Source organism: Myxococcus faecalis, assembly GCF_050039385.1.
Lineage (GTDB): Bacteria > Myxococcota > Myxococcia > Myxococcales > Myxococcaceae > Myxococcus > Myxococcus fulvus.
This window is the reverse complement of record NZ_CP144336.1, coordinates 3723394-3745933: the sequence shown is the minus strand read 5'-3', so window position 1 is coordinate 3745933 and position 22540 is coordinate 3723394. Positions and strand designations below refer to the sequence as shown.

Annotated in this window: 23 protein-coding genes; 12 read left to right on the top strand and 11 right to left on the bottom strand. The window is 68.5% G+C overall.

Translation table 11 applies throughout. From position 1 onward, the window contains the following. Positions 1-69: 69 nt before the first annotated feature. Together VZQ01_RS14765 and VZQ01_RS14760 are read left to right on the top strand one after the other, a co-directional pair. Entirely contained in the window at positions 70-429 is a 360-nt protein-coding gene (locus VZQ01_RS14765) for a hypothetical protein (RefSeq protein ID WP_426748157.1), read from the top strand. Positions 430-547: 118 nt separating this feature from the next. Continuing rightward, positions 548-1129 carry a DUF4142 domain-containing protein gene (locus VZQ01_RS14760; protein ID WP_426748156.1) on the top strand — a complete coding sequence of 194 codons (582 nt, stop codon included), beginning with the start codon at positions 548-550 and terminating at the stop codon, positions 1127-1129. A 14-nt stretch (positions 1130-1143) separates the two neighbouring features. On the opposite strand, the gene VZQ01_RS14755 is transcribed toward VZQ01_RS14760, so the two are convergent. The 3 genes from VZQ01_RS14755 to VZQ01_RS14745 form a co-directional block, all read right to left on the bottom strand. Next, a complete protein-coding gene (locus tag VZQ01_RS14755) occupies positions 1144-2043 on the bottom strand; it encodes a CHAD domain-containing protein (RefSeq protein WP_426748155.1) in 900 nt (299 codons plus the stop codon). Between the two features lie 5 nt (positions 2044-2048). Next, positions 2049-2588, bottom strand: coding sequence for an inorganic diphosphatase (locus VZQ01_RS14750; protein ID WP_223745933.1), 540 nt, complete (start codon positions 2586-2588; stop codon positions 2049-2051). A 90-nt stretch (positions 2589-2678) separates the two neighbouring features. Continuing rightward, positions 2679-3332 (bottom strand): hypothetical protein, encoded by a 654-nt coding sequence (locus VZQ01_RS14745; RefSeq protein WP_426748154.1) that lies wholly within the window; start codon positions 3330-3332, stop codon positions 2679-2681. A gap of 180 nt (positions 3333-3512) precedes the next feature. Between VZQ01_RS14745 and VZQ01_RS14740 the strand changes: the two genes are divergently transcribed. The 4 genes from VZQ01_RS14740 to VZQ01_RS14725 all read left to right on the top strand — a co-directional run bounded on the left by VZQ01_RS14740 (position 3513) and on the right by VZQ01_RS14725 (position 6176). Further along, entirely contained in the window at positions 3513-4826 is a 1314-nt protein-coding gene (locus VZQ01_RS14740) for an AHH domain-containing protein (RefSeq protein ID WP_223745935.1), read from the top strand. A gap of 3 nt (positions 4827-4829) precedes the next feature. Beyond that, positions 4830-5399 carry an imm11 family protein gene (locus tag VZQ01_RS14735; protein ID WP_223745936.1) on the top strand — a complete coding sequence of 190 codons (570 nt, stop codon included), beginning with the start codon at positions 4830-4832 and terminating at the stop codon, positions 5397-5399. A 150-nt stretch (positions 5400-5549) separates the two neighbouring features. Next, on the top strand, positions 5550-5960 hold the full coding sequence (locus tag VZQ01_RS14730) for a hypothetical protein (protein ID WP_223745937.1): 411 nt from the start codon (positions 5550-5552) through the stop codon (positions 5958-5960). Positions 5961-6020: 60 nt separating this feature from the next. Then, the gene (locus tag VZQ01_RS14725; RefSeq protein WP_426748153.1) at positions 6021-6176 is read left to right on the top strand and encodes a hypothetical protein; all 156 of its coding nucleotides are present in this window, start codon (positions 6021-6023) and stop codon (positions 6174-6176) included. Between the two features lie 27 nt (positions 6177-6203). Here the strand turns inward: VZQ01_RS14725 and VZQ01_RS14720 are convergent, their stop codons facing one another. The 6 genes from VZQ01_RS14720 to dps form a co-directional block, all read right to left on the bottom strand. Next, positions 6204-6629 carry a B-box zinc finger protein gene (locus VZQ01_RS14720; protein ID WP_223745938.1) on the bottom strand — a complete coding sequence of 142 codons (426 nt, stop codon included), beginning with the start codon at positions 6627-6629 and terminating at the stop codon, positions 6204-6206. After that, a complete protein-coding gene (locus VZQ01_RS14715; protein WP_223745939.1) occupies positions 6626-7174 on the bottom strand; it encodes a hypothetical protein in 549 nt (182 codons plus the stop codon). The genes VZQ01_RS14720 and VZQ01_RS14715 overlap by 4 nt, the downstream gene beginning before the upstream one ends. 46 nt (positions 7175-7220) lie before the next feature. Further along, the gene (locus VZQ01_RS14710) at positions 7221-8663 is read right to left on the bottom strand and encodes a protein adenylyltransferase SelO (RefSeq protein ID WP_426748152.1); all 1443 of its coding nucleotides are present in this window, start codon (positions 8661-8663) and stop codon (positions 7221-7223) included. A gap of 58 nt (positions 8664-8721) precedes the next feature. Further along, positions 8722-9339 (bottom strand): glutathione S-transferase family protein, encoded by a 618-nt coding sequence (locus VZQ01_RS14705; protein WP_426748150.1) that lies wholly within the window; start codon positions 9337-9339, stop codon positions 8722-8724. Further along, positions 9336-10199 (bottom strand): SDR family oxidoreductase, encoded by an 864-nt coding sequence (locus VZQ01_RS14700; RefSeq protein WP_223745942.1) that lies wholly within the window; start codon positions 10197-10199, stop codon positions 9336-9338. Before VZQ01_RS14700 ends, VZQ01_RS14705 begins: the two co-directional genes overlap by 4 nt. Before the next feature lie 104 nt (positions 10200-10303). Next, positions 10304-10858 carry a DNA starvation/stationary phase protection protein Dps gene (gene dps, locus VZQ01_RS14695; protein WP_141330022.1) on the bottom strand — a complete coding sequence of 185 codons (555 nt, stop codon included), beginning with the start codon at positions 10856-10858 and terminating at the stop codon, positions 10304-10306. Positions 10859-11168: 310 nt separating this feature from the next. Here dps and VZQ01_RS14690 point away from each other — a divergent pair, with 310 nt between their 5' ends. The 3 genes from VZQ01_RS14690 to VZQ01_RS14680 all read left to right on the top strand — a co-directional run bounded on the left by VZQ01_RS14690 (position 11169) and on the right by VZQ01_RS14680 (position 14426). Continuing rightward, positions 11169-12266 carry a TonB C-terminal domain-containing protein gene (locus VZQ01_RS14690; RefSeq protein WP_426748149.1) on the top strand — a complete coding sequence of 366 codons (1098 nt, stop codon included), beginning with the start codon at positions 11169-11171 and terminating at the stop codon, positions 12264-12266. Between the two features lie 142 nt (positions 12267-12408). Continuing rightward, positions 12409-13533 carry an AAA family ATPase gene (locus VZQ01_RS14685; protein WP_426748148.1) on the top strand — a complete coding sequence of 375 codons (1125 nt, stop codon included), beginning with the start codon at positions 12409-12411 and terminating at the stop codon, positions 13531-13533. Beyond that, the gene (locus VZQ01_RS14680; RefSeq protein WP_426748147.1) at positions 13533-14426 is read left to right on the top strand and encodes a hypothetical protein; all 894 of its coding nucleotides are present in this window, start codon (positions 13533-13535) and stop codon (positions 14424-14426) included. The genes VZQ01_RS14685 and VZQ01_RS14680 overlap by 1 nt, the downstream gene beginning before the upstream one ends. Before the next feature lie 111 nt (positions 14427-14537). Here the strand turns inward: VZQ01_RS14680 and VZQ01_RS14675 are convergent, their stop codons facing one another. After that, positions 14538-14975, bottom strand: coding sequence for a rhodanese-like domain-containing protein (locus tag VZQ01_RS14675; protein WP_426748146.1), 438 nt, complete (start codon positions 14973-14975; stop codon positions 14538-14540). A 123-nt stretch (positions 14976-15098) separates the two neighbouring features. On the opposite strand from VZQ01_RS14675, the gene pdxR reads away from it, so the two are divergent. After that, positions 15099-16619, top strand: a complete 1521-nt coding sequence (pdxR, locus tag VZQ01_RS14670; protein ID WP_426748145.1) for a MocR-like pyridoxine biosynthesis transcription factor PdxR — start codon at positions 15099-15101, stop codon at positions 16617-16619. Here the strand turns inward: pdxR and VZQ01_RS14665 are convergent. After that, positions 16594-17736, bottom strand: a complete 1143-nt coding sequence (locus tag VZQ01_RS14665) for an esterase/lipase family protein (RefSeq protein ID WP_426748144.1) — start codon at positions 17734-17736, stop codon at positions 16594-16596. The two genes, pdxR and VZQ01_RS14665, sit on opposite strands and share 26 nt — an antisense overlap. 107 nt (positions 17737-17843) lie before the next feature. Between VZQ01_RS14665 and VZQ01_RS14660 the strand changes: the two genes are divergently transcribed. Continuing rightward, complete coding sequence (locus tag VZQ01_RS14660; RefSeq protein WP_426748143.1) at positions 17844-19922, top strand: S46 family peptidase; 2079 nt, start codon at positions 17844-17846, stop codon at positions 19920-19922. A gap of 288 nt (positions 19923-20210) precedes the next feature. Beyond that, complete coding sequence (locus VZQ01_RS14655; RefSeq protein ID WP_426748142.1) at positions 20211-22514, top strand: serine/threonine-protein kinase; 2304 nt, start codon at positions 20211-20213, stop codon at positions 22512-22514. Positions 22515-22540 lie beyond the last annotated feature (26 nt).

The window sequence follows — 22540 nt, the reverse complement described above, 5'->3', positions numbered from 1 at the left end:
GGTGATGGGGTGTCGAAAAGCGCCTCGTGATACGAAAGGCCTCCTCACAACATCCGAGGAGGTCTCATCATGAAGCAGCGTCTCGTCGTCATCCTGGGAGCACTGGGGTTGGGCGTGGTGATGGGCTGTGGTGGAGCCGTCGAGCAAGCCCTCGAGCCGACCGCCAGCGAGGCCGCGTCCCTGTGGGACGAACCGCAGGAGCCCGCGCTCTGCAAGAAGGATGGGGAGTGTGGCTCCGGCGAGGACTGGGTGACGTGTCCGGCGGACTGCGAGCCTCCAACGGACACGTGCGGGGACGGCGCGTGCCTCGGTGCGGAGACGCCCCAGAGCTGCCCGGTGGACTGCGACGCTCCGGTTGACGGGTGCGGTGACGGCTATTGCACCGGTGCGGAGACGCACCAGAGCTGTCCTTTGGATTGCGACGGCTGAGCGTCGCTGGTCGGGCACCTATCGTCCGTCGGACAGTGGCAACGGTTCCCGCGCCCATACCGCTCGCACCTGCCCCTCCCCAACCTCCGCCAGCCTGGGTGGAGAACGGGGAGGGGACATGCACGGGGTGAGAGGGTGGATGGGCGCGCTGCTGGCGGGCGCGGTGGTGTTCGCGGTGGGCTGCATGAGTGAGTCGAGCGAGAGCCCAGTGCCGGGGCTCAGCACGCAGACGGTGGAGCTCACGGACGCGCAGATCCTCCGGGTAGTGCAGGTCGCGAACGAGAGCGAGGTTGCCTTCGGGGCGCTCGGGCAGTCTCGCGCGACCACCGCGTCAGTGCGGGACTTCAGCGTGAAGATGGTCACCGAGCACACCGTGGCGCGCGAGGAACTGGGCCTGTTGGCCGTGGACCAGGGGCTCCGGCCCGCGGACAGCGAGCTGTCCTCGATGCTGATGGCGGAGGCCCAGCACATGATGGCGGAGATGGACTCGTTGGAGGGGACGCGCTTCGACCTGGCGCTGATGGACGTGCAACTCGCGCTCCATGCGCGCACGGCGATGCTGATGGACTCCCTGCTGCTGTCCCAGTCGGACAACGAGGCGCTGCGCCAGACGCTGACGGCGCAGCGCAAGGCGGTGCAGGGACACCTGGAGGAGGCCCTGCCCATCCAGAAGGCCCTCTTCGACGCCCCGGCTCCCTGAGCCCGCCCGACGCGCTACGAGAGGACCTGGAGCAGCCGCCGGGGGATGTCCTCGGCGTGCCAGCGCTGGAGCTCACGGGCAATCTCGGCGGAGCGCTTCGCGCGGCCTTCTCGGATGAGGGGGAGCAGGGCGCGAGCCGCCTTGCGCTCCTGGGGCTTGCCGCCCGCGGCGAGCCGCTCGAAGACCTCCAGCCGGACGTCCGCGTCGTGCAGCTCGCCGAGTCCTTCCTGGAGCGGGACGAGCATCTCGGTCATCGCGCCGAGCGTCCGTCGGAAGGCGGGCTGGAAGATCTCGAGTTCGTAGCGCAGCTTCTTCAATTCCTTGCGCAGCACATGGGCGGAGACGGCGTCGGGCGCGTCCATGTAGACCTTCATCCGCTTGTGCACGCGGCGCACGCGCCAGTGCAGGGGCTCCTTCACGCGGCGCCCGCCGAAGCGATGGTCATCCTCCAGCCCATCCACCTTGCGCAGCATGCGAGGCAGGGTGCGAGACGACCAACGCTTGAGCTCCGAGCGCAGTCGCTTCTCCCGCGCCTCCAGGCCGGACAGCCGGGCCTTGCCCAGCGCGGCGATGCCCTTGCGGGTCTCCGGCTTCTCCCGGCGCGCCTTCTTCGCGACGTCCTCGAGCCATGAAGCCTGGACGTGCAGGTCCCTCACGTCGCCCAGCGCGTCCTGGAGCCGCTTCACCTCGTGCTCCAGCTTCGTCAGGCCACCCAGCGGGCGGAACACCTGGAGGGCGGCACGGAGCCTGCGGGTGGCGACGCGCATGTCGTGGACGGCGTCGTCGTCGATGGTGCCGTTGAGCTTGGACTCCGGCTTGCGGACATCGGCGAGTCGTCCGGCGAGGATGCGGCGCGCGGCCTGTCCCAGCTCGCTGTCGGGGCCGAGACCTCGGATGGGCGTGGGTTGAGCCATGGGGCCTAGCCTCCCTTCGCGGCGTAGGTGCGAATCATCTGCTCGGCGGCCTCGGGGCCTTCCCAGCCGAGGACTCGGGCGTCCTTGTCGGCGAAGTGGACGACGGTGAGGAAGAAGTGCGCGAGCTCATCGCGCTCGCGGCTGGAGATGTCCTGGTAGGTGCGCAGCTGTTCGGCGCGGGGCGCCTGGGTGGGGATGGCGAGGATGCGGTCATTGCGCTCGCGCTCCCCGGGCTTGCCGTCCTTCTTCTTCTGGTCGACCTGGAGGACGCCGAGGGCGCGGCAGGGCAGCACGACGCCGGGCCAGGTGGAGTCGTCCCACAGCACCATGGCATCGAGCGGGTCGCCGTCCGGGCCGAGGGTGGAGGGGATGAAGCCCCAGTCGAAGGGGTAGCGCAGTCCCCGGGTGAGGGGACGTGAGAGCGAGAAGGCCGAGAGCGCGGTGTCGTACTTGAGCTTCACCGTCGAGCCGCGAGGCGACTCGACGACGACGTGGAAGGCGCCCTGGGGCCCGCGGGTGGGCAGGCGGGAGAGGTCCGTCGTCATGGAAGGTGAAAGGTCGTGCCGGAGGCGCGGCCCGGCAAGAGCCTTTGTGGGCGACGTTACGGGTCGCCAACCTTCCGAGTGTCGGGAAGTCTACCGGGCCTGGGTGGGCTGGCCCTTCCAGAGGAAGCGGCCGACGTCCTGGAAGGAGGCGCCCCTCCACTTGAGGATGCGCTCGGGGCGGGCGGTGGGCTCGCGGGACTGGCGGAAGACGATTTCCGGGAGGCCATCGCCATCGACGTCCTGGAGGGCGCCCATGGAGCAGGCGCTGGAGGTGCAGCCGTTGGTCCATTGCTCTGAGGTGAGGCGCTTGCGGTTGGGGACGTCGTAGACGCGCACGTAGGTGGTGGAGTTGCCGACGTCGTAGTGCTCCACGGCGATGAGGCCCGTGCCGAGCTCATGCAGGCAGGTGGTGATCCGCGCGGCGCAGGGCGTGGCGTCGACGACGGTGGCATCGGGCTTGCCGCAGCTCGACAGGGTGAGGCTCTTGATGGACTGGTCCTGGCCGCAGACTTTCGAGCTGCCGCGAATGAGGGCGTCGTTCTTCTCGAGGAACCAGAGCGCGTCGGGTTGCCGGGAGAGAGTGCAGAGTCCCCAGGTGACGCGGCCGCTCCAGTCCTTGTCGCACGAGCGTTCGGGGGCCTTGTCGCGGGCGTCGTCGAAGTTCGGAATCAGGGACGAGGGACGGGCCGTCTGGGCCTGGGCGAAGGAGGCCAGGAGCACGGCGAGGAGCAGCAGGGCGCGCATGCGGACATCCTGGGCGAGCGCGGGGCGGGAACTCAAGTGCCGGGTGGCGCCGTCGCTGGAGTGGAGATGGAAAGATGTATGGAGTCACTCGTTTGGTTGGTGACCCTTGAGGTTGTCTGTCTGGGCTGTTATGTCGCGCCGCACCGCCCGAGGCATTGGCGTCAGGGTTGGGGGGAAGACATGAAGCTCGAGGGGCTCATCGCACTGCTGTTGCTCGGTGTCGGGTGTTCAGCGTCCCGGGTCGTGAACCTGAGGACCGGGCAGGGGACGTCCATCGCCTACACGCCGGTGGAGTCAGCGCCGGTCGAGATTGAAGAAGACGCTTTCAAGGAGGTGGTCTCCCGGCTCGTGCTCGACATGAAGCTGGATGTGGCGTTCAGGGAGAGTGAGGAGGAGGACCTCCGGCGCTCGTTGCTCGCGTCCTCGGGTGGATTCGTGGATGGGGCGCGGGGGCGCGCGGTTTCTCCGGAGTACGAGCGCATCTGCCAGCGGCAGGACGATCCTGGAAACTGCCTGGGGATGTTGGCGGGAGGGCTCGCGCTGGGGCCGATGGAGCGCAGGATGATGGCGCTCTACTTCGCGCTCGACACGGTCTGGGAGGGAGTGGAGGAGGCGCTGGGTGACGTGGTGAACGCGGCTGCGTTGCGGGCGATGGTGACCTCCATGATTGGGACGGCGCTGGTGATGCTGGTGGCGCCGGAGCCGATCACGAAGCTCGTCGCGGTGGCGCTGACGGCGTCGTTGATTGCGTACCTGGGGACCGGGCCGGTGTGGAATCTGGGGCAGGGGTTCCTGCGGCTCATGGACGAGTCGAAGGCTGCGGCGAACTTCGCGGACCTGGAGCGGGCGGGGCACCGCTTCGGCAAGCTCCTCGGAGACAACGGCGCGCGAGTCCTGGTGGTGGTCGCGTTGTCGGCGCTGGGCGGAAGGGGGGCGATGGCCGCGCAGGGGCCCAGGCTGCCGGGCTTCGCTCACGCGGCTTCCCGGGCCCAGATGGAGGGTGGGTTTCTCCTCACGGGGGCCCTGGTCGGCGAGGTCCAGGCGATTTCAGTGGCCTCCGCCGGAGTGTTGAACGTGACGCTCGCGCCGACGGCGGTCGCCGCCGTGGCGATGGGACCGGGCGCCTCCGCGCAGGCTGGGGGCGTCATCCAGGGAGACCCGGAGGGCAACGTCCACCATATCTGCACCGACAAGAACGAGATCTCCGAGGTATCCGGTGGCCCATGGACGCCGATCTTCCAGGCGCTCTTCGAACGAGCGAACATGAGCCTGAATGACACCGCGAATCTCGTACGAATCCAGGGGCACAAGGGCCCGCATCCTGCTGAGTATCACCAGGAGGTGCTCCGCCGGCTCACGGACGCCATGCAGGGCTGTCGAGGGCCCGCGAAGTGCCGTGTCGCGCTTGTCGACGAACTGGCGAAGATTGCACGAGACCTGACGACCCCTGGCAGTTGGCTCCGGAAGCTGGTGTTGAAGGACATCGAGGGATGACACATGGGGCGCCGCTTCTTTGATTTGAAGATCGACGTATACGTGCCCGGCCGTTGGTACCTGTCGGACCCTCAGAATCCCGCCGGAGACGAGATCGAGGACATCTGGCAGTTCATCCAGGGGAAGCCGGTCGAGCTGACCGAGCGATTGCGCATCCCGCTCTACCAAGCAGGGGCTCCACTGGACTTCACGACCGCAGGGGCAGGGCAGGCGCCGATTGTCAGCGACCGGGTCGCGTCCCTGTTCCGCCAGATGGCTCCCGAAGATGTTCAGCTCTTCTCGGTGGATGTCGAGGGAGAGTCTCAACCTTTCTTCCTGCTCAACGTGGCTCGGGAGATTCGGTGCATCGATGACGCCGCATGCGCGGCGGTCCAGATTCGTACCGCGGACGAGTACACGGAGCGGGTCGGGGAGTACCGTTCAGTGTCCAGGTTGCGAATCGACAAGACGAAGGTTGGCGACGCTCGCGTGTTCCGGACCTGGGGATGGCACGCTCCCATCATCGTCGATGAGGACCTCAAGGACGCGCTGGAGGCCAATGGCATCTTCGGCGGCAGATTCGACGAGGTCTGAACCAAGAAGTTCAAGAGGTGGCCGAGTTTCGCCAGCGATTCTGCTCGTACAGTTGACGAGGTCTTTGTGGGACGACAAATGGCAGTGTGCCTTACGGGTATGGATGTAAAGGCATTGGAGGCGGTTCTTCGTGCGGGAGAGGAATTCCGAGTGGTCAAGGGCCTGACTGAGACGCCTTGTGTTGTCGACGCTAAAGGTGTGCTCGCGGAGCAAACCCACATGGTTTATCTGGTTAGGGGCGTGGACGCGCTTGGGGTCCGGTTTCAACCGATTCCAGGTAGGAATCTCTACAGGGTGGATTCGACTGACTCGCCAGTCGTTGAGTTCAGTCCATGTAGGGTGAACAACTCCGTGATGCGCCCGGGGCGTCTGTTTTTCAAGGCTCGGTACTATGAAGGAGAGAAAGAGGTGGATAAGCCTCCAGGTTTCTTGGCGTGGTCTTCATGGCTCATGACTCGCTGTAAGAAGGAACTGATGGCTGATGGTGCGACGCGCACCTACTGGGGTAGGGAGGCGGCGAGTTTGCGCGAGGCGTCGCAGTTGAAGCTGGAACTCTGGTGAGAGGACGAGCTCTGGGGCCTCATTGGCGCCCTGGGCGTGGAACTCGACGAGGTCTGAGGGATGAAGCTCAAAATCGCTGAGCTTCGACACGTGACGAACCGCTTGTTCGACCACCTCGAACAGCGTGGACATCTGGAAGTCGAGTTCCCTGAGGACTTCTTCGGACGACTGGATGGAGCTACAGCAGATGGGGGCCGGGGCAGAAATCGCCTGTGAGCGATGGCCTGGTGTGGCTGTCGTCGCTCAGTCCCGCAGGTCGCCCCCCAGCATCCACACCAGCAGCGTGATGGCGAAGCCAAGTCCCGAGCAGGCGAGGCCCGCGATGGGCATCCAGCGCAGTCTCGCGAGCTCGGGCGTCTTCTCCACGCGGCTCATCATCACGAGGTTCATGATCACCGCGCCCGCCTGCAGGATGAAGCAGAAGGGGAGCACTGACAGCACACCCAGGACGAAGCCCGTGATGACCGTCGACTTGCTGGTGCCCTCCTGCCCCGGCACGACGCGCGAGCGCAAATCCCAGCACGTCGGACACATGGGCCGTGCCTCCGGCCGCACCCGACGCTCACACGCCGGGCACATGAACGTGCCACACCGCAGACACACCCAGCTCGCCTCGGCGTCCGGATGTGCCGCGCAGCTCGCTCCCTCCGGTGGAGCCTCCACGCTCATGCCGAGCGCACCTCACGCGCCGGCATCGCCCGCGAGGCCTGTCCCGCCTGCAGGTGCCTCAAAATGGCGGACGCCGCCTCATCGCTGGGCAGCCGCAACGTGATGTTCCGGTCGTCGATGCGCAACACCTGCGGCACCTTCCCCTGCACCACCGCGAAGTACGCCACCACGGGCACGAGCACCGCCACCAGGACCCCCACCATCAGGTAGCTCCCGGTCTGCGTGTTCCCGCCGAACGTGAAGATGGAGCCGAACAACACGGCGATGGTCCCCAGGAACGACAACCCGAAGACCAGCTTCGCGCGCTTCCACTGCGCCCAGCCCTCCTCGCTGAACGGCAGCGTCCCCTGCGCCTTCTTCGTCAGCAGCATCGCCACGAGCAACACGATGAGCGCCGCGAACGGCACGAAGATGAGCAGCCAGCGCGGATACCACGAGAACTTCACCGGCTGGAACGTGATGCCTTCTGTCTGCCCGGTGATGACGCACACCCGGGGCAAATCGAACTCACTGAGCTCGTTCTTGGGAATGACGACCTGACGCATGGCCGTCTTTCTAATCCACCACTTCCCTCGAACACCAGCCAGCCCCTCAAGAGCTGCAGCTCACCACCAGGTGCCGACCCCAGGCCGGCGGCGCCACCGTGTACTCCTCGTACTCGGGGCGCTGGGTGAAGGGGTCCGCCAGTGCGGACAGCAACCGCACGACCTCCGAATAGTCCCCCTGCCGTGCCCGCTCGATGGCCGCCTGCGCCATCCAGTTGCGCAGCACATACCTGGGATTCACCCGCTCCATCCGCCCCTGGCGCTCCTCATCCACGCTCCCCTCCGCCGCCAGCCGCGCCCGGTAGCGCTCCGCCCAGCCATCGAACGGCACGCGGTCCGCGAACATCACCGCCGCGTCCTCCACCCGCCCAAGCGCCCGGAAGAAGCGCGTGTAGTCCACCGCCGCCTCGGCCATGACCGAGAACAAATCCCCGACGAGCGCCCGGTCCTCCTCGCGCGCCTCCTGGAGCCCCAGCTTCTCGCGCATCAAGGACAGGAAGTGCGCGCTGAACGTCGGCTCGAACGTGCCCAGCGCCGCGCGGGCCTCGTCCTCGGTCATCAGCGTCAGCAGCGCCTCACCCAGACACGCCAGGTTCCACATCGCGATGCGCGGCTGCTGGTCGAACGCATACCGGCCCCGGTGGTCCGAGTGGTTGCAGATGAACCCCGGCTCGAAGTCATCCAGGAACCCAAACGGCCCATAGTCCAGCGTGAGCCCCAGGATGGACATGTTGTCCGTGTTCATCACCCCGTGCGCGAAGCCCACCGCCTGCCATCTCGCCACCAGCCGCGCCGTGCGCTCCACCACCTCCGCGTAGAACCGCGCATACCGCCCCTCCACGCCCGACAGGTACGGGAAGTGCCCGGCGATGACGTGGTCCGCCAGCCGCGCCACCTGCTCGGGCTGCTCCGTGTAGTGGAAGTACTCGAACGTCCCGAAGCGCACGTGCGAGGGCGCCATCCGCACAATCATCGCGCCGGTCTCCACCTCCTCGCGGTACACCGGCTCATCCCCACCAATCAGACACAACGTCCGCGTGGTCGGGATGCCCAGCCCGTGCATCGCCTCACCGCACAGGTACTCGCGGATGGACGAGCGCAGCACCGCGCGCCCATCCCCACCCCGCGAGAACGGCGTGGGCCCTCCGCCCTTCAAATGCAAATCCCACTTCGCTCCGTCCGCCGTGCGCACCTCGCCCAGCAGCAGCGCGCGCCCGTCCCCCAGCCGAGGCACGTACACGCCGAACTGATGCCCGGCGTACACCATGGCGAAGGGCTCCATGCCCGGCAGCGGCCTGCCCCCGCCGAAGGCCTCGACGAACTCCGGCCGCCGGGCCTCCTCCGGCTCCAACCCCAAGAGCCGCATCGCCGAGGGGTTCACGCTCAACAGCCGGGCGTTCGGGAAGGCGCGGGGCGCCACCCTCGCTCCAAATCCAGACGGCAGGCGGGCGTAGGTGTTGTCGAAGACGAGTTGTTCGAGCGTGGGCATGACGGAGGACAACAAGCGGGGACGCGGCCGTCGTCCGGCCGCATCCCGGGAGGACGACTCAGGGAACCTTCATGCCGCGCTGCACGGCGGGGCGGCTGCCCATGCGCGCGAGCCACTGCGGCACGCGCGTCAGGCCCGCGAACAGCTCCGGGAAGTAGCTCTGCGAGCCCGCGACCCACGGGTACAGCGCGATGTCCGCGATGGAGTACGCCCCCGCGACGTAGTCACCCTTGCCGAGCTGCCCGTCGAGCACCTTGAGCAGCCGCTTCGACTCCTGCGTGTACCGGTCGATGGCGTAGGGAATCTTCGAGGAGTGGAAGCGCGCGAAGTGGTTGAGCTGCCCGAACATGGGGCCCACGCCGCCCATCTGGAACATCAGCCACTGCGTCACCTGCGCCTTGCCGCGCAGGTCCGAGGGCATCAGCTTCCCCGTCTTCTCCGCCAGGTACAGCAGGATGGCGCCCGACTCGAACACGGTGATGGGCTGTCCACCCGGCCCCTGCGCATCGACGATGGCCGGAATCTTGTTGTTGGGGTTGATGGCCAGGAACTCGGGCTTGAACTGCTCGCCCTTGGAGATGTCCACCGACTTCGCGGTGTAGGGCAGCCCCAGCTCCTCCAGGGCGATGGAGACCTTGCGCCCGTTGGGCGTGGCGAACGTGTACAGGTCAATCATGGTGTGCTGACTCCCGTGAGCCGCGCGCTTTCGCGCCAGAGTTGCTCTGCGAGGGCGTCGTCCCGCGCGGCCGCGGACGGCTTCCTCTTCTTGCGTCGGACGAAGTACTTCCCGGAGACCTTCTCCACGTCGGGCGAGGTGGCCAGGTAGATGGACGTCCTGGCGCCGCCGGCCGGCGACAGGAAGAACGGCCCGCCCAGCTTCACGATCCACTTGAAGAAGCCCAGCGTGTTGTGCCCGAAGCCCGAGCGCACCACGCCCGGGTGCACCGCGTTCGTCGTCACGGCCGTGCCCTCCAGCCGCTTCGCCAAGGCGTGCGTGAACAGGACGTTGGCCAGCTTCGACGTGGCGTAGACGCGGAAGCCGTCATAGCGGCGCTCGCTCTGCAGGTCGTCGAAGTCCAGCTTGCCGATGTAGTGCACGTCCGACGACAGGTTGATGACCCGCGCGGCGCCGCTGGCCTTGAGCGTGTCCAGCAGGAGGTTCGTGAGCAGGAAGGGCGCCAGATGATTCGTGGCGAACGTCGCCTCCAGCCCATCCACCGTGACCTGTCGCCGGTCGATGATGAGCCCCGCGTTGTTCACCAGCACATCCAGCCGCGAGTAGCGCGAGAGGAACACCTTCGCCAGCGCGCGCACGGCGGACATCGAGCTCAGGTCCGCGAGGATGAAGTCGACCCGGGCGTCCGGCGCCTCCGCCTTGACGGCGTCCACGGCGGCCTGGGTGCGGGTGGCGTCACGGCCCACGAGCACCACGGTGGCGCCCAACCGGGCCAGGGCCTTCGAGGTCTCCAGGCCGATACCGCCGGTGGCCCCGGTGATGAGGCACACCTTCCCGTCCATCCGTGTCTCGGCGCTCATATGACGTCCCCAGGATTTCGAGGACGCCTTCTATATGCCGACGCGGGCCCGGACGCTCGTGGAAGCGCCGGGCCCGTGTGGAAGGGAGGACCCTTGTCGCGGCCTCAGGCGTTGGTGGGGCGCGAGGGCTCGGCGCCGGCGTCCCGGCCACCCTTGCCGGGGCGCATGCCCGGGCGCGCGCCGCCGTTGAGGTGGCTCTCCAGGAACCACATGTCCAGCTCCACGTCCCCGAGCACCTGGGTGAGCAGGTCCACGGTGATGGGCTCCTCCAGCTCGTCGCAGCGCTGGATGCCGCCGCGGATGGAGGCCGCGTAGCGGGCGAAGCGGTCCACCAGGGCCTTCAGGTGGTCCTCGCTCTCCACCGCCTTGAGGTCGTACTCGGGCAGCTCGCTGTTCTTGGCGGCCAGGCGGATGGTGCCCTCGGCGTAGCCGCCCAGGGTGCCGGCGCGCTCGGCGAACTCGTCGGCCTGCTTGCGCGCGTGCTTGGCCAGGTCGTCGAACAGCAGGTGGCGGCTGTAGAAGTGCGTGCCCCGGATGTTCCAGTGCGCTTGTTTGATCTGCCAGTGCAGGTCGATGGAGTCGGCCAGCAGCGTGTTGAGCAGGTCGATGATCTCCTCACGCTTCTCACTGGGGACATTCACATGGCTGGGAAAGTTCATGGTTTGGCGCTCCCTCCAGAAAGCTTTCCGAAGAGTGGGGATGACCTCCCACATGCGCCATGGCGCCCCATCACGCCCGCAGAGCGGCCGGCCGACCGGGCGGTCTCCCCGACGACACGTGGCGGCCAGCCCCGTCGTGAGCATCGCGAGGCGCGCCCGGGTTCCCTGGAAGACGGGCCTGCTCACGGGGTCGCGATGACGCGGCTCCAGGCCCCCTTCGTCGTGGGAGGGACCGGGTAGGGGCTCGGGGCCGGACATTTCGAGCGGCGAAGTGCTTCTTCTCGGGAGGCACTGGAGGCAGACTTCAGGTGTGTCCCGGCGCTCCTCGTGGTCCATCGCGGTCGTCCTGTCGCTGCTCCTGCACGCGGCGCTCTTCGTGGCGCTGTCGCGGATGAGCGGACCCGTGCCCGCGCGGCGGACGGCGACGGTGACGGAGCTGGACATCGTCTACGTGCCCATGAAGGCACCGCGGCAGGTGGCCACGCCCGCTCCGGCGACGAGCCCCTCCGCGCCGCAACCGCCGAAGCCCCCGCGCAAGGCGGAGCGTCCGCCGGCGGACATCGCGAAAGCGCCCGCCACGCCGCCGTCCTCGCCGTCGACGGAGCCCTCGCGGGTCGCGCAGGCGCCCGGTGGCGGGAAGAGGGAGGACGCGCCCGGTTCCGAAGAGCTGCCCGCGGATGCTCCGCGCGCGAGCGGGCCGGCGATTTCACTGATGCCCAAGGGCTGGGTGGGCGGCATGCCGGTGGGCCCATCGCAGTCCGGGCGGACGCTGCGCAACAACGGCGACGCGGGGACGGACCCGAGCGTGATTGCGCGCGAGCAGGCGGAGGAGGCCCAGGCGCGCGTGGATGGCTGGGCGGCGGACGCGGCGGCCTCGGCGCGCGCCGAGAGTGGCGCGGTGAATCCTTACTTCACGAACCTCCAGGACCGGTTCGCCAAGAAGCTGGTGAACCCACCGTCGCCGGACCTGAAGGTGCTGGCCTCGCGGATGAAGCGCGAGCAGGTGGACGCGGTGAAGCGCTTCGGTGAGACGGGCTCGCCCTACGTGGCGACGAAGCGCGACCGCCGTCTCGAGGAGCGCAATCGCATGCAGGCGGCCGTGGAGGCGGGGCGCGCGGCGAACATGTTCATGGTGGATGTCACCGAGCCCATCCTCGCGCTCGCCGCGGTGGTGGAGGTGCGGCAGACGCGCGACGGTGAGTTGGTGGACCTGCGCGTGCTGGAGGGCTCGGGTGACCCGAAGTTCGACCAGTGGGCCGTCGCGCACCTGAAGGAGGCGCTGGCCAGCGCGGACGCGCCCCCGGAGTCGGGCCATGGGCTCCGCTCGGACGGGCTGCGCAGCCGTTGGCGCCTGGAGGAGTACGTGGGCAACCCGCGCGTGAAGGTCATCCTCATCGGCGTGTACTGACGGGCCTCCCGGAGCGGTGGATGGAGGCGATGATGCCCGCGGGTCTCACGACTTTCGGGCCAGGAGGCACCGTCCTGGTGTACTAACCTGTCGCTTCAGGCTATCCGAGCCGCTGGCAGCGATGATTCTGAGGCACCCCGTCATGCCCATCCTTCATGTTTCGAACTTCTACGCACTGAGGCGCATTCGCTGGCCACTTGAAGGTGTGTCGGTGCTGACTGGGGCCAACGGCAGCGGCAAGACGACCGCGTTGCTCGCGCTCAAGGCCATCCGCGCCGCGTTTGACCGCAGCCTGCCCGAAGCGGTCTCCCAGGTATTGGGCGGCAGCTACAATCTCCGAAACCACGCCGCGGCTGAAGGCGAGCCGGTCGAGCTTGGTATCGACCTTGACGACTTGAGCTGGCGCATCCGGCTCATCCCTCGGGGCGCTACCGTCGATTCCATGACGGATGAGAGTCTGTGCCGAGGTGATGAGGTCATCTTTCGGCGCGACAGTCTCGGAAACTTCAGCTACCGGGGCGCGCCGCAGGAGCTGCCTCCGGTGGCCGCGGAGCGGCTTGGACTTCGCTGGGTGACAGAGGTGCATCCAGAAGATGCGGAGGCTGCCCGGCTTGCTTCGCTGATTCGTGGCATCCATGTCTATCACGACCCGGATCTCCACGGGCTGCGAGAAGGAGGTTCGAGGGCAACTGAGGACCGTCATCTCCACACACGCGGGCGCAATGTCTTCACGATGCTGCGGCAGTGGAGAGATCGGCGGGACGACGCACGGCGCTTCGTGTTCGTCGATGAAGGCATGAAGGCCGCCTTCCCTGGCGTGTACGAGAGCATGGACTTCGACGCAGGGCAGACCATCACGGCACGCATCTATCGCCCTGGCGCGGAGGTCCCCAACCCCATCAGCCACGAGGCGAATGGTGTTGTCTCCATGTTGATGCTCCTTGCCCAGGTCGCGTCCGCCGAGCAGGGGGGCGTGGTCGCAATCGACGAGCCAGAGCACGCCTTGCATCCCTTTGCGATACGGCGCTTCATTGCTCGAAGTCGTGCCTGGGCCCGGCAGAATGAGCTCACCATCCTGCTGACGACCCATTCTCCTGTCCTTCTCAATCAATTCAATGCGGAGCCGGAGCGCATCTTCGTTCTAGAGCCTGGCCATGAGGTCGCGCCTGTCCGACTCAACGAACTGCATGACCGGAACTGGCTCGCGAACTACACGGTTGGCGAACTCTACGTGGATGGGGTGTTCGCGGCCAACGAGAAGACCTGATGCGTGTGCAGCTCATCGTGACGGGGGACATGGAGCAACGTGCGCTTGGGGAGTCCCTGGAACGCCTCTTGCGGGCGGCCGGGGCGAAGGTGGAGTTCCTCCCACCGAGAAAGCTCGGTGATGGAGCCGTGACCACGAACCCATTGCCACCTCTGACGTCCGCGCAGACGCCCAGGACCGTGCAGCGAATGGCAAAGGCGCTCGTCACGGAGACGCTGGACGTCTCCAAGAAGAACACTTCGTTGCCGGACCTCGTGGTTGGCATCGACGACCTGGAACTTGCCAACGCGCATCAGCCCGAGGTCGTTGTCGGCTGGATTCGCCGTGGAGTCGTGGAAGAGGTTCAGTCCCGCGCGAAGTCGCTGTCGCTCAGTTCGAGCACGGTCGAGAAAATCGCGCAGGAGCTTCGCAATCGCTGTTCCTTCCATCTCCTGGTTCCACTGGCCGAGGCGTACTTGTTCGGAGAGCCAGCGGCGCTGCAGCGGGCAGGGGTTGCGGCCGCGACTCCGGTGTATCGGACTGAGGCTGACCTCGAAGACTTCGAGACAAACGATCCGAGGTTTCTTCCGCGGGCCGCCGTCGAGAACGCCAGGAAGGCGAAGCATGGCGCTACATGGTGGAGGGAGGAAAAGCACCCCAAGCGCTACCTGGAGTTCCTCGTGGAGCTGTCTGGGGGTTTGTATGATGAGACCATCGGAGGTGTTCATGCGCTCCGTACGCTTGACTGGCTCATGACGGAGTCCTCCTCCGCGCTCCTCTTCGCGAGGGCGCTCTTCGAGGACATTGGCGATACGCTCGGCATGCCCAACCCGTTGGGCGCTGGGGTCTGTTGCAAATGGACCTATCCGTCCAAGGCGTCACGTCGCGAAGAGTTGATCCTCCGAAACCTGTGACGGTGTTGTTGGCGGGCTCCGCTCGGACGGGCTGCGCAGCCGCTGGCGCCTGGAGGAGTACGTGGGCAACCCGCGCGTGAAGGTCATCCTCATCGGCGTGTACTGACGGGCTCAGCGCTCCGCGTACACGGGCTGTCCCTGGGGCGCCGTGCCCTCGGTGGCGTAGCCCTCCTTCACCCAGTACTCGATTCCTCCCAGCATCTCCTTCACGCGGAAGCCGAGCGCGGCCAGCTTCGCCGCCGCGCGAGTGGAGCCGTTGCAGCCCGGGCCCCAGCAGTAGGTGACGATGACGTCGTCCTTGCTCAGGCCGGCGGTGGTGGTCTCGGAGATGCTCCGCGTGGGGAGGCTCCGCGCGCCCGGGATGTGGCGCTCCGCATAGGCGTCCGGCGAGCGGGTGTCCACGACGATGAAGCCCTTCTTGCCGCGCTCCAGGTCCAGGTGCACGTCGGCGGCGTCCGTCTCCACGGAGAGCTTCGCGAGGAAGTGGCGGCGGGCCTCCTCGGGTGACGCGGCGGGGACTTCGAGGACGAAGGAGAAGGGCGTGGTCATGGGAGGGCTCCTGGTGGATGGGCCGTGACGCTCGGAACAGTGCGCTCCAAGTGGCCCATGGGAAAGCACCACTTCGGTGCACAGGGGTGGACCATTTCACGGGGCCCGGTTACGTGAGGGGCCATGCCGAAGCGCTCCCAGGGCGTGCCCCTGTCCTTCCTGATGCTGGACTCGAGTCGGGGGACAGGCCCGCTGCATCGGCGGCTCTACGAGCGGCTGCGCGAGGCCATCCTCTCGGGGACGCTGGCGCCTCGGAGCCGGCTGCCCTCCACGCGCACGCTCGCCCGGGAGCTGGGGCTCTCGCGAGGCACGGTGGAGGAGGCCTTCGCGCAGCTCGACGCCGAGGGCTTCCTGGAGCGGCGCGTGGGCTCGGGGAGCACCGTCGCGCTGCCGGAGCATTCACGCGCGCCCCGAAGCACCCCAGTGCGAGGTGGCTCGCCACGGGCCCGGGGCGATGGGCTCTCCCGTCGGGGACGGCGGATGGCGGGTGACGTGCTTCCACCTGAGCCTCGGGACGTGCGGCCCTTCACGCCGTGCCTCCCCGCGCTGGAGCTGTTTCCCGCGAAGGCCTGGGCGCGCGCCGTCGCGAGGCAGGCGAGGGCGTGGGGGCCGGAGCGGATGCTCCACGGTGAGCCCGAGGGCTTTCGTCCCCTGCGCGAGGCCATCGCGGCGCACCTGGGGCCCGCGCGCGGCGTGCGCTGTGCCTGGCGTCAGGTGCTGGTCTTCTCCAGCACACAGCAAGCGCTGGATTTGACGGCGCGGCTGCTCCTGGATGAAGGCGACGGCGTGTGGCTGGAGGAGCCGGGCTATCTGGGAGCGTGCGTGGCGTTCGACGCTGCGGGTGCGCGGCTGCATCCGGTGCCGGTGGACGCGCAGGGGCTCCAGGTGGACACGGGCAGGACGCGGGCGCCGAGGGCGCGGCTGGCGTACGTCACACCCTCGCACCAATACCCGCTGGGCGTGACGATGAGCCTGCCGAGGCGACTGGCCTTGCTGGAGCATGCGCGGGCCTCCGGGATGTGGGTGCTCGAGGACGACTACGACAGCGAGTTCCGCTACGCGACGCGACCGGTGGCGGCCATCCAGGGCATGGACGCCGCGGGGCGGGTGCTCTACGCGGGCACCTTCAACAAGGTGATGTTCCCGTCGCTGCGACTGGCCTTCCTGGTGGTGCCCCAGGGGCTGGTGGAGCCCTTCACCGCGGCGCGCGCCTCGACGGAGGGACACACGCCCACGCTGCCGCAGGCCGCGATGGCGGACTTCATGGACTCGGGCCACTACGTCACCCATTTGAGACACATGCGGCAGGTCTACTCGGAGCGACGCGATGCGCTGTTGGATGCATTGCGACGTGAAGGCAATCCCAGACTTCGACCCGGCGCGGCGGAGGCGGGAATGCATGTCACGGCATTCCTGGCGTCCGGGTGTGAGGACCTGGCGCTGGTCGAGCGGACGGATGCGAGGCGCCTGGGCGCACGCCGGCTGTCGCCGCTCTACCTGGGACGCAAGCGGGAGCAGGGATTGGTGCTGGGCTTCTCGGGAGCGAGTCCCGCCGGCCTCCGCGCGGCCGTCCGGGACCTGGTCCCACTGCTCGCGGGGAGCGCGGCGTCACCACACCTCAGCGCGACGCATCCTCGAAGATGAAGTCGGTGATGCTCTTCCAGGTGGCCTCGAACTGGGGCCGACGGAAGCCGGAGCCGGAGATGAGCCAGTCCACGTGCGGCGGCTGGTGCGCGGGCTGATCGAAGTGTCCGATGGCATCCAGGTGGTCCGCTCTCACCGCCGCGAGCACGCGTCCGTAAACCTGCGAGCGCGTGGGGACGATGCCGTCACACGCCGTGGGCCCCGGCATCGCGCCATACGCCTGCACCAGCGCCGCCGTCTGCGCGGGCGAGTGCAACGGCAGCGCCGTCAGCGGCATGCGCTGCGTCTGTCCATACACGAACGCGTAGATGGTGTGCGTGAGCTGCGCGTACGGGTCCAGGCCCGCGGACACACGCGTGCGCAGCGAAGGCGGCCTGGCCTGCGTCACCACCGAGCCGTAGCGCACACCCGGCCGGTCCACGGTGCTCGCGTTGAACAGGTCGATGCCCTCCGGCGTGAGCTGCGGAATCAGCGACGTGTCGTTGCCCACGTCGCTCAGGAACTTCGACACCGCGTCGCGCCGCTCGGAGGAGAAGTCCCCCAGGAGCTGGTCATAGAGCTGGTCCAACAGCGTCTGCTTCCAGCCGAGCTGGTCATCCGCGCGCGCCATCAGGTGCCCGAAGCGGAACACCACCCGCAGCGGCAGCCGGCCAAAGCGCAGCACGTACACCGTGAACAGCGACAACAACTTCAACAGCCGCTGACCGAACAGCCCCAGGAAGAACGACGCCAGCGGCGTGCCCGCGTGCGGCGTGGACACCGTCACCACCGAGCGCACCCTGCGTGCGAACGGCTCCAGCTCCAACCCCTCCGCCAGCTGCGCGCCGGGGCTCGCGAACAGCCGCGCGTCCAGCCCACCCGTCGAGTGCCCCACCAGGTGGATGGGCCCGTCGTCCCCACCCGCCGTCTCCTGCACCACCTTGAGCAGGTCCGCGGTGCGCGTGCGGATGGACGCCGTCGGATGGGACAGGACGATGGTGACCTCCGAGTCCGTCATGCCCCGCCGGGCCAGCTCCGCCTTCAAGTAGTCGAGCGCGTGTCCGAAGTAGACGAGCTCGCCCAGATTGATGAACCCGAAGAAACCGGGGACGAGATAGATGTGGTGCTTCGCGGCCATTGCCTCCACCATACCTGACGCGCCGCGTGATTCCCCTCGGGAATGCTGCCGCCGAGCGGGCGTTGTGCGGCGCCTTTCTCACTCGACTTCCAGAAGGATGAACACCCGTGGACCGTGCACTGCTCGCACTTGGCCTGCTCCTGTCGCTGCCCGCCGTGGCGGACGAGGGCATGTGGACCTACGACGCCTTCCCCGTGGAGGCGGTGAAGAAGGCCCATGGTTTCACGCCGACCCAGGCGTGGCTGGACAAGGTCCGGCTCGGCTCGGTGCGTCTGGCGGGCGGCTGCTCCGCCAGCTTCGTGTCCCCGGAGGGGCTGGTGATGACCAACCACCACTGCATCCGAGGATGTATCGAGGATTTGTCCTCGCCCAAGGAGGACCTGCTGGCCAAGGGCTTCCAGGCCCGCACGCCCGCCGAGGAGCGGCGCTGCCCCAAGGTGGAGGCCAACCAGCTGGTGAAGATGACGGACGTCACCGAGCGGATGAACACGGCGACCAAGGGCCTGTCCGGCGCGGCCTTCAACACCGCGCTCAAGAAGGAGATGTCCGCGGTGGAGTCCGCGTGTGCCACGTCCACGGACGTGCGCTGTGACGTGGTGACGCTGTTCAACGGCGGCAAGTATCACCTCTACGAGTACCGCCGCTTCCAGGACGTGCGCCTGGTGTTCGCGCCCGAGTTCTCCATGGCGGCGTTCGGCGGAGACCCGGACAACTTCAACTTCCCGCGCTTCGGCTACGACGTGGCCTTCCTGCGCGTGTGGAAGGACGAGCAGCCGGCGAAGAGCCCCGACTACCTGCCGTGGGCGAAGACGGGCGCGAAGGACGGGGACCTGGTCTTCGTCTCCGGCCACCCCGGCGGCACCGAGCGCAAGGCGAGCGTCGCGGAGCTGGAGTTCCAGCGCGACGTGAACCTGCCCTACACGCTGCTGATGCTCGCGGAGGTGCGCGGCAAGCTGAAGGAGTACGCGAGCACGTCGCCGGAGCGCTTCCGCACCACGCGCTCCAGGCTGCGCGGCGTGGAGAACGGGCTGAAGGCCCTGCGCGGCCGGCTCCAGGCGCTCGCGGACCCGGCGCTGCTCGCGAAGAAGCGCGAGGACGAGGCGGAGCTGCGCCGGCGCGTGGAGGCCAACCCCCAGGTGAAGGCCGCCACGGCGGGGGCGTGGGAGGAGACGGCGAAGGCGCTCGACACGTACCGCCGCATGCTGCCCGAGTACCGCATGAAGGAGGCGGGGGACGCGTACGGCTCGGAGCTGTTCGGCATCGCCCGGCAGCTGGTGCGTCTGTCGGAGGAGCAGGGCAAGCCGAACGCGGAGCGCCTGCGCGAGTACACGGACGCGCAGCTGCCCTCGCTGCGTCAGCAGCTGCTCAGGAGCGCGCCCATCGCGCTGGAACTGGACGAGTCGATGCTCGCCTTCGGCCTGGGCCGGCTGCGGGAGACCCTGGGCGCGGATGACCCGTTCGTGCGCGAGGTGCTCGGCACGGAGTCCCCCGAGGGGCTGGCCCGCGCGCTGGTGCGCGGCACGAAGCTGGGCGACGTGAAGACGCGCAAGGCGCTGCTCGAGGGGGGCAAGGCCGCGGTGGACGCGTCCAAGGACCCGATGCTGCTGTTCGCGCGCAAGGTGGACGGCCCGGCGCGCGAGGTGCGCAAGCGCTACGAGGACACGGTGGAGGCGGTGCTCAAGCGCAACGGCGAGCGGCTGGCCAAGGCGCACCTCGCCGTGTACGGCACCTCGGGCTACCCCGACGCGACCTTCACGCTGCGCCTCAACCCCGGTCAGGTGAAGGGCTGGGAGGAGAATGGCCGTCCTGTGGCGTCGCTGACGACGTTCGGCGGGGCCTACGCGCGCCACACCGGCAAGGAGCCCTTCAAGCTGCCCGACACGTGGATGAAGGCGAAGGGCAAGGTGCCCGACGCCACGCCCCTGGACATGGCCACCACCAACGACATCATCGGCGGCAACTCCGGCTCGCCCGTGGTGGACCGGGACGGGCGCGTGGTGGGGCTCATCTTCGACGGCAACCTGCACTCGCTCGGCGGGCGCTACGCCTATGTCCCGGAGACGAACCGCGCCGTGGCGGTGCACGGGGACGGCATCCTCGCCGCGCTGGAGCACGTCTACGGCGCGGCCCGCGTGGTGCGCGAGCTGAAGGCAGCCAGCGACGTCGAGGCCCCACCCGCGAGGTAGGTTGGATTCAGGACGCTTCCTCTCGGCTTCCTCAAGCTGTGAGAAGTCGATACCCCGAGGTGTCCTCGCTGAGGGCACCTCGGGATGCAGTGTGCCTGCGGAAATTCGGCGGGGACGTGCGTGGATGGCTGATGACTGGCCGAGGCATGTCAGGGGTTCCAGGATAGAATGAGGTTTCCGGTGTGAAGGCCGGCTTCATCCATGGGCTCCTCGCCAACGAATGACATCCCGCTCGGTACGGTCCTGCGGGACACGTATGAGATCTCCGGCGTGCTGGGCCGAGGAGGGATGGGGACCGTCTTCCTGGCGCGGCATCTGCGGCTGCCGGGCAGGCACGTGGCGGTCAAGGTGCTGCGGCACGACGCGAGCCTGGGGGAGGAGGTCTACCTGCGCTTCCGGCGGGAGGCGGAGATTGCCTCGCGGCTGGGGCATCCGAACATCGTGGAGGTCATCGACTTCGACACGCTGGCGGACGGCTCGCCGTTTTTGGTGATGGAGCACCTGAAGGGGATGCCGCTGTCCCGGCGCATCCGCAAGGGCGCGCAGCTGACGCTGCCGGAGGTGTTCTCCATCGCGCGGCAGATGGGCTCGGCGCTGCAGGCGGCGCACGGGGCGGGCGTGGTGCACCGGGACTTGAAGCCCGGCAACGTGTTCCTGGTGCCCACGGAGCTCGGGGGGATGTCGGTGGAGCACGTGAAGCTGCTCGACTTCGGCATCTCGAAGATCATCGACTCGAAGACGGTGCAGACGCAGGACGCCATCCTGCTGGGCACGCCGCAGTACATGGCGCCCGAGCAGGCCACCGGGAAGAACCGGGAGGTGGACCCGAGGACGGACATCTTCTCGTTCGGGTGCATGGTGTACGAGATGCTCGCGCGCAAGCTGCCCTTCAAGGACGGGGGCATCCTGCCGGAGCTCATCTACCGCATCGTCTATGATCCACCGGAGCCGCTGCTGGAGGTGGCGCCGCAGACGCCGGTGCACGTGGTGCGAGCCATCGAGCAGGCGCTGGCGAAGCGCCCGGAGGACCGCTTCCCGGACGTGAGCGCGTTCATCGCCGCGCTGACGGGGACGCCCTTGCGCACGGCGACGCCGTCACCGGATGCGCCGGCGCCCGTGGTGGTGCGGCCCGCGGCGCAGGTGCCGACGGCGACCGTGCAGCCCCGGCCCATCGCGTCGCCGCCGTCGAAGCCCGCGACGCAGGTGGTCTCGCCCTGGCGGGCCTCGAGGCCGCAGGCGGACGCGGCTTCGCGCGCGAAGCCGGTGGAGGCTCCTCGCGAGGAGGTCTCGTCTCGAGCCGTGCTGGAGGGCACCGGACACGCCCCGAATGGCGTGGCGGCCTCCGCGCATGGAACGGGACGCGGGGCGAACGGCGCGGATGCATCGGCGCGCTCGGAGCATGGCACGAGACGAGACGCGAACGGCGCGGATGCGTCGGCGCGCTCGCCACAGGGCGCGGGACTCGTGGGACGTGCCGCGAACGGAGCCGAGGCGCATGGCACGGGACGAGACGCGAACGGCGCGGATGCGTCGGCGCGCTCGGCGCAGGGGCCTGTCGCGACGGGCCGTGGCCTGGAGGCTTCGGCGCAGGGCGCGGGACGTGCCGCGAACGGAGCCGAGGCTCCGGCGCGCGCGCCACTCGGTGCCGTGGTGCATGGCGGTGATGGCTCCACGCGTCCCGCGCGCGGCGTGGCGGCTCAAGCCGCGAGGGCGTCGTCCGATGCCGAGCGGGGCCGCGCGGGGCAGGACGCGGACAACCCTTCCGTCGACCCCTCGCGTGCACCCGCGTCGGGGCTCGTCGGCAAGTCGGTGCGCGTCTCCCCTCCGAAGCCCGGAGTCGTCGCGCGCCCTCCCGTCGCGGAGCCTTCCCCTCCACCCGAGCTCCCCCGGCCTCCCGTCCCGGACACCCCCGCCGTCCCGCTGGAGGTTTGGAGACCTCCCGCCGCGAACGCGCCTGCCGTGGAGCCCGACTCGGATTCCGAGCCGGTGACGATCCGCTCGCCCTCGGGAGGTGTCCCCGTGGTCGGCCGCAGGCGCTACGGGCGATGGTTGCTCGCGGCCGGCGTGGTCGCCCTCGTGGGCGCGGGCCTCGTGGCGACCCACAAGAACCGCTCCACCACCCCCGTCCCCCTGGCGACGACTCCTACCCAGAACGCGCCGCCGCCCGAGGTCGCGCCCGCCGCGCCAGCGCCTCCGCCCGCGCCGGAATCACAGACACGGCTCGTCCAGGGCACGCCTCCCGCGGAGAAGAACACGCAGGCCCCCTCGCCACCCCCGACGGGCATCGGTCAGATGGAGTCCTCCGTGAAGCCATCTCCCGAGGCCAAGGCGAAGCCCGAGGGCCAAGGCACGAAGCCCACGGACCTGGAGCTGGCCGAGAAGGCCCTGGCCCGTGGTGACCCCGGCGAAGCCATCCAGCTGGCCCGCCGCAGTCAGCGCGACCAGGCCACCGGCGCCTCCTTCGCGCTCCTCGCGCGCGCCCACTGCCACCAGAAGGACCTCTCCAGCGCGCGCTTCGTCTGGCTCCGCGTCCCCGCCTCCGAGCAGGCCGAGGTGCGCAGGTACTGCCAGCAGCACGGCATCACCCTGTGAGCACCGGCGAGCCCCGCTCGCCTCTG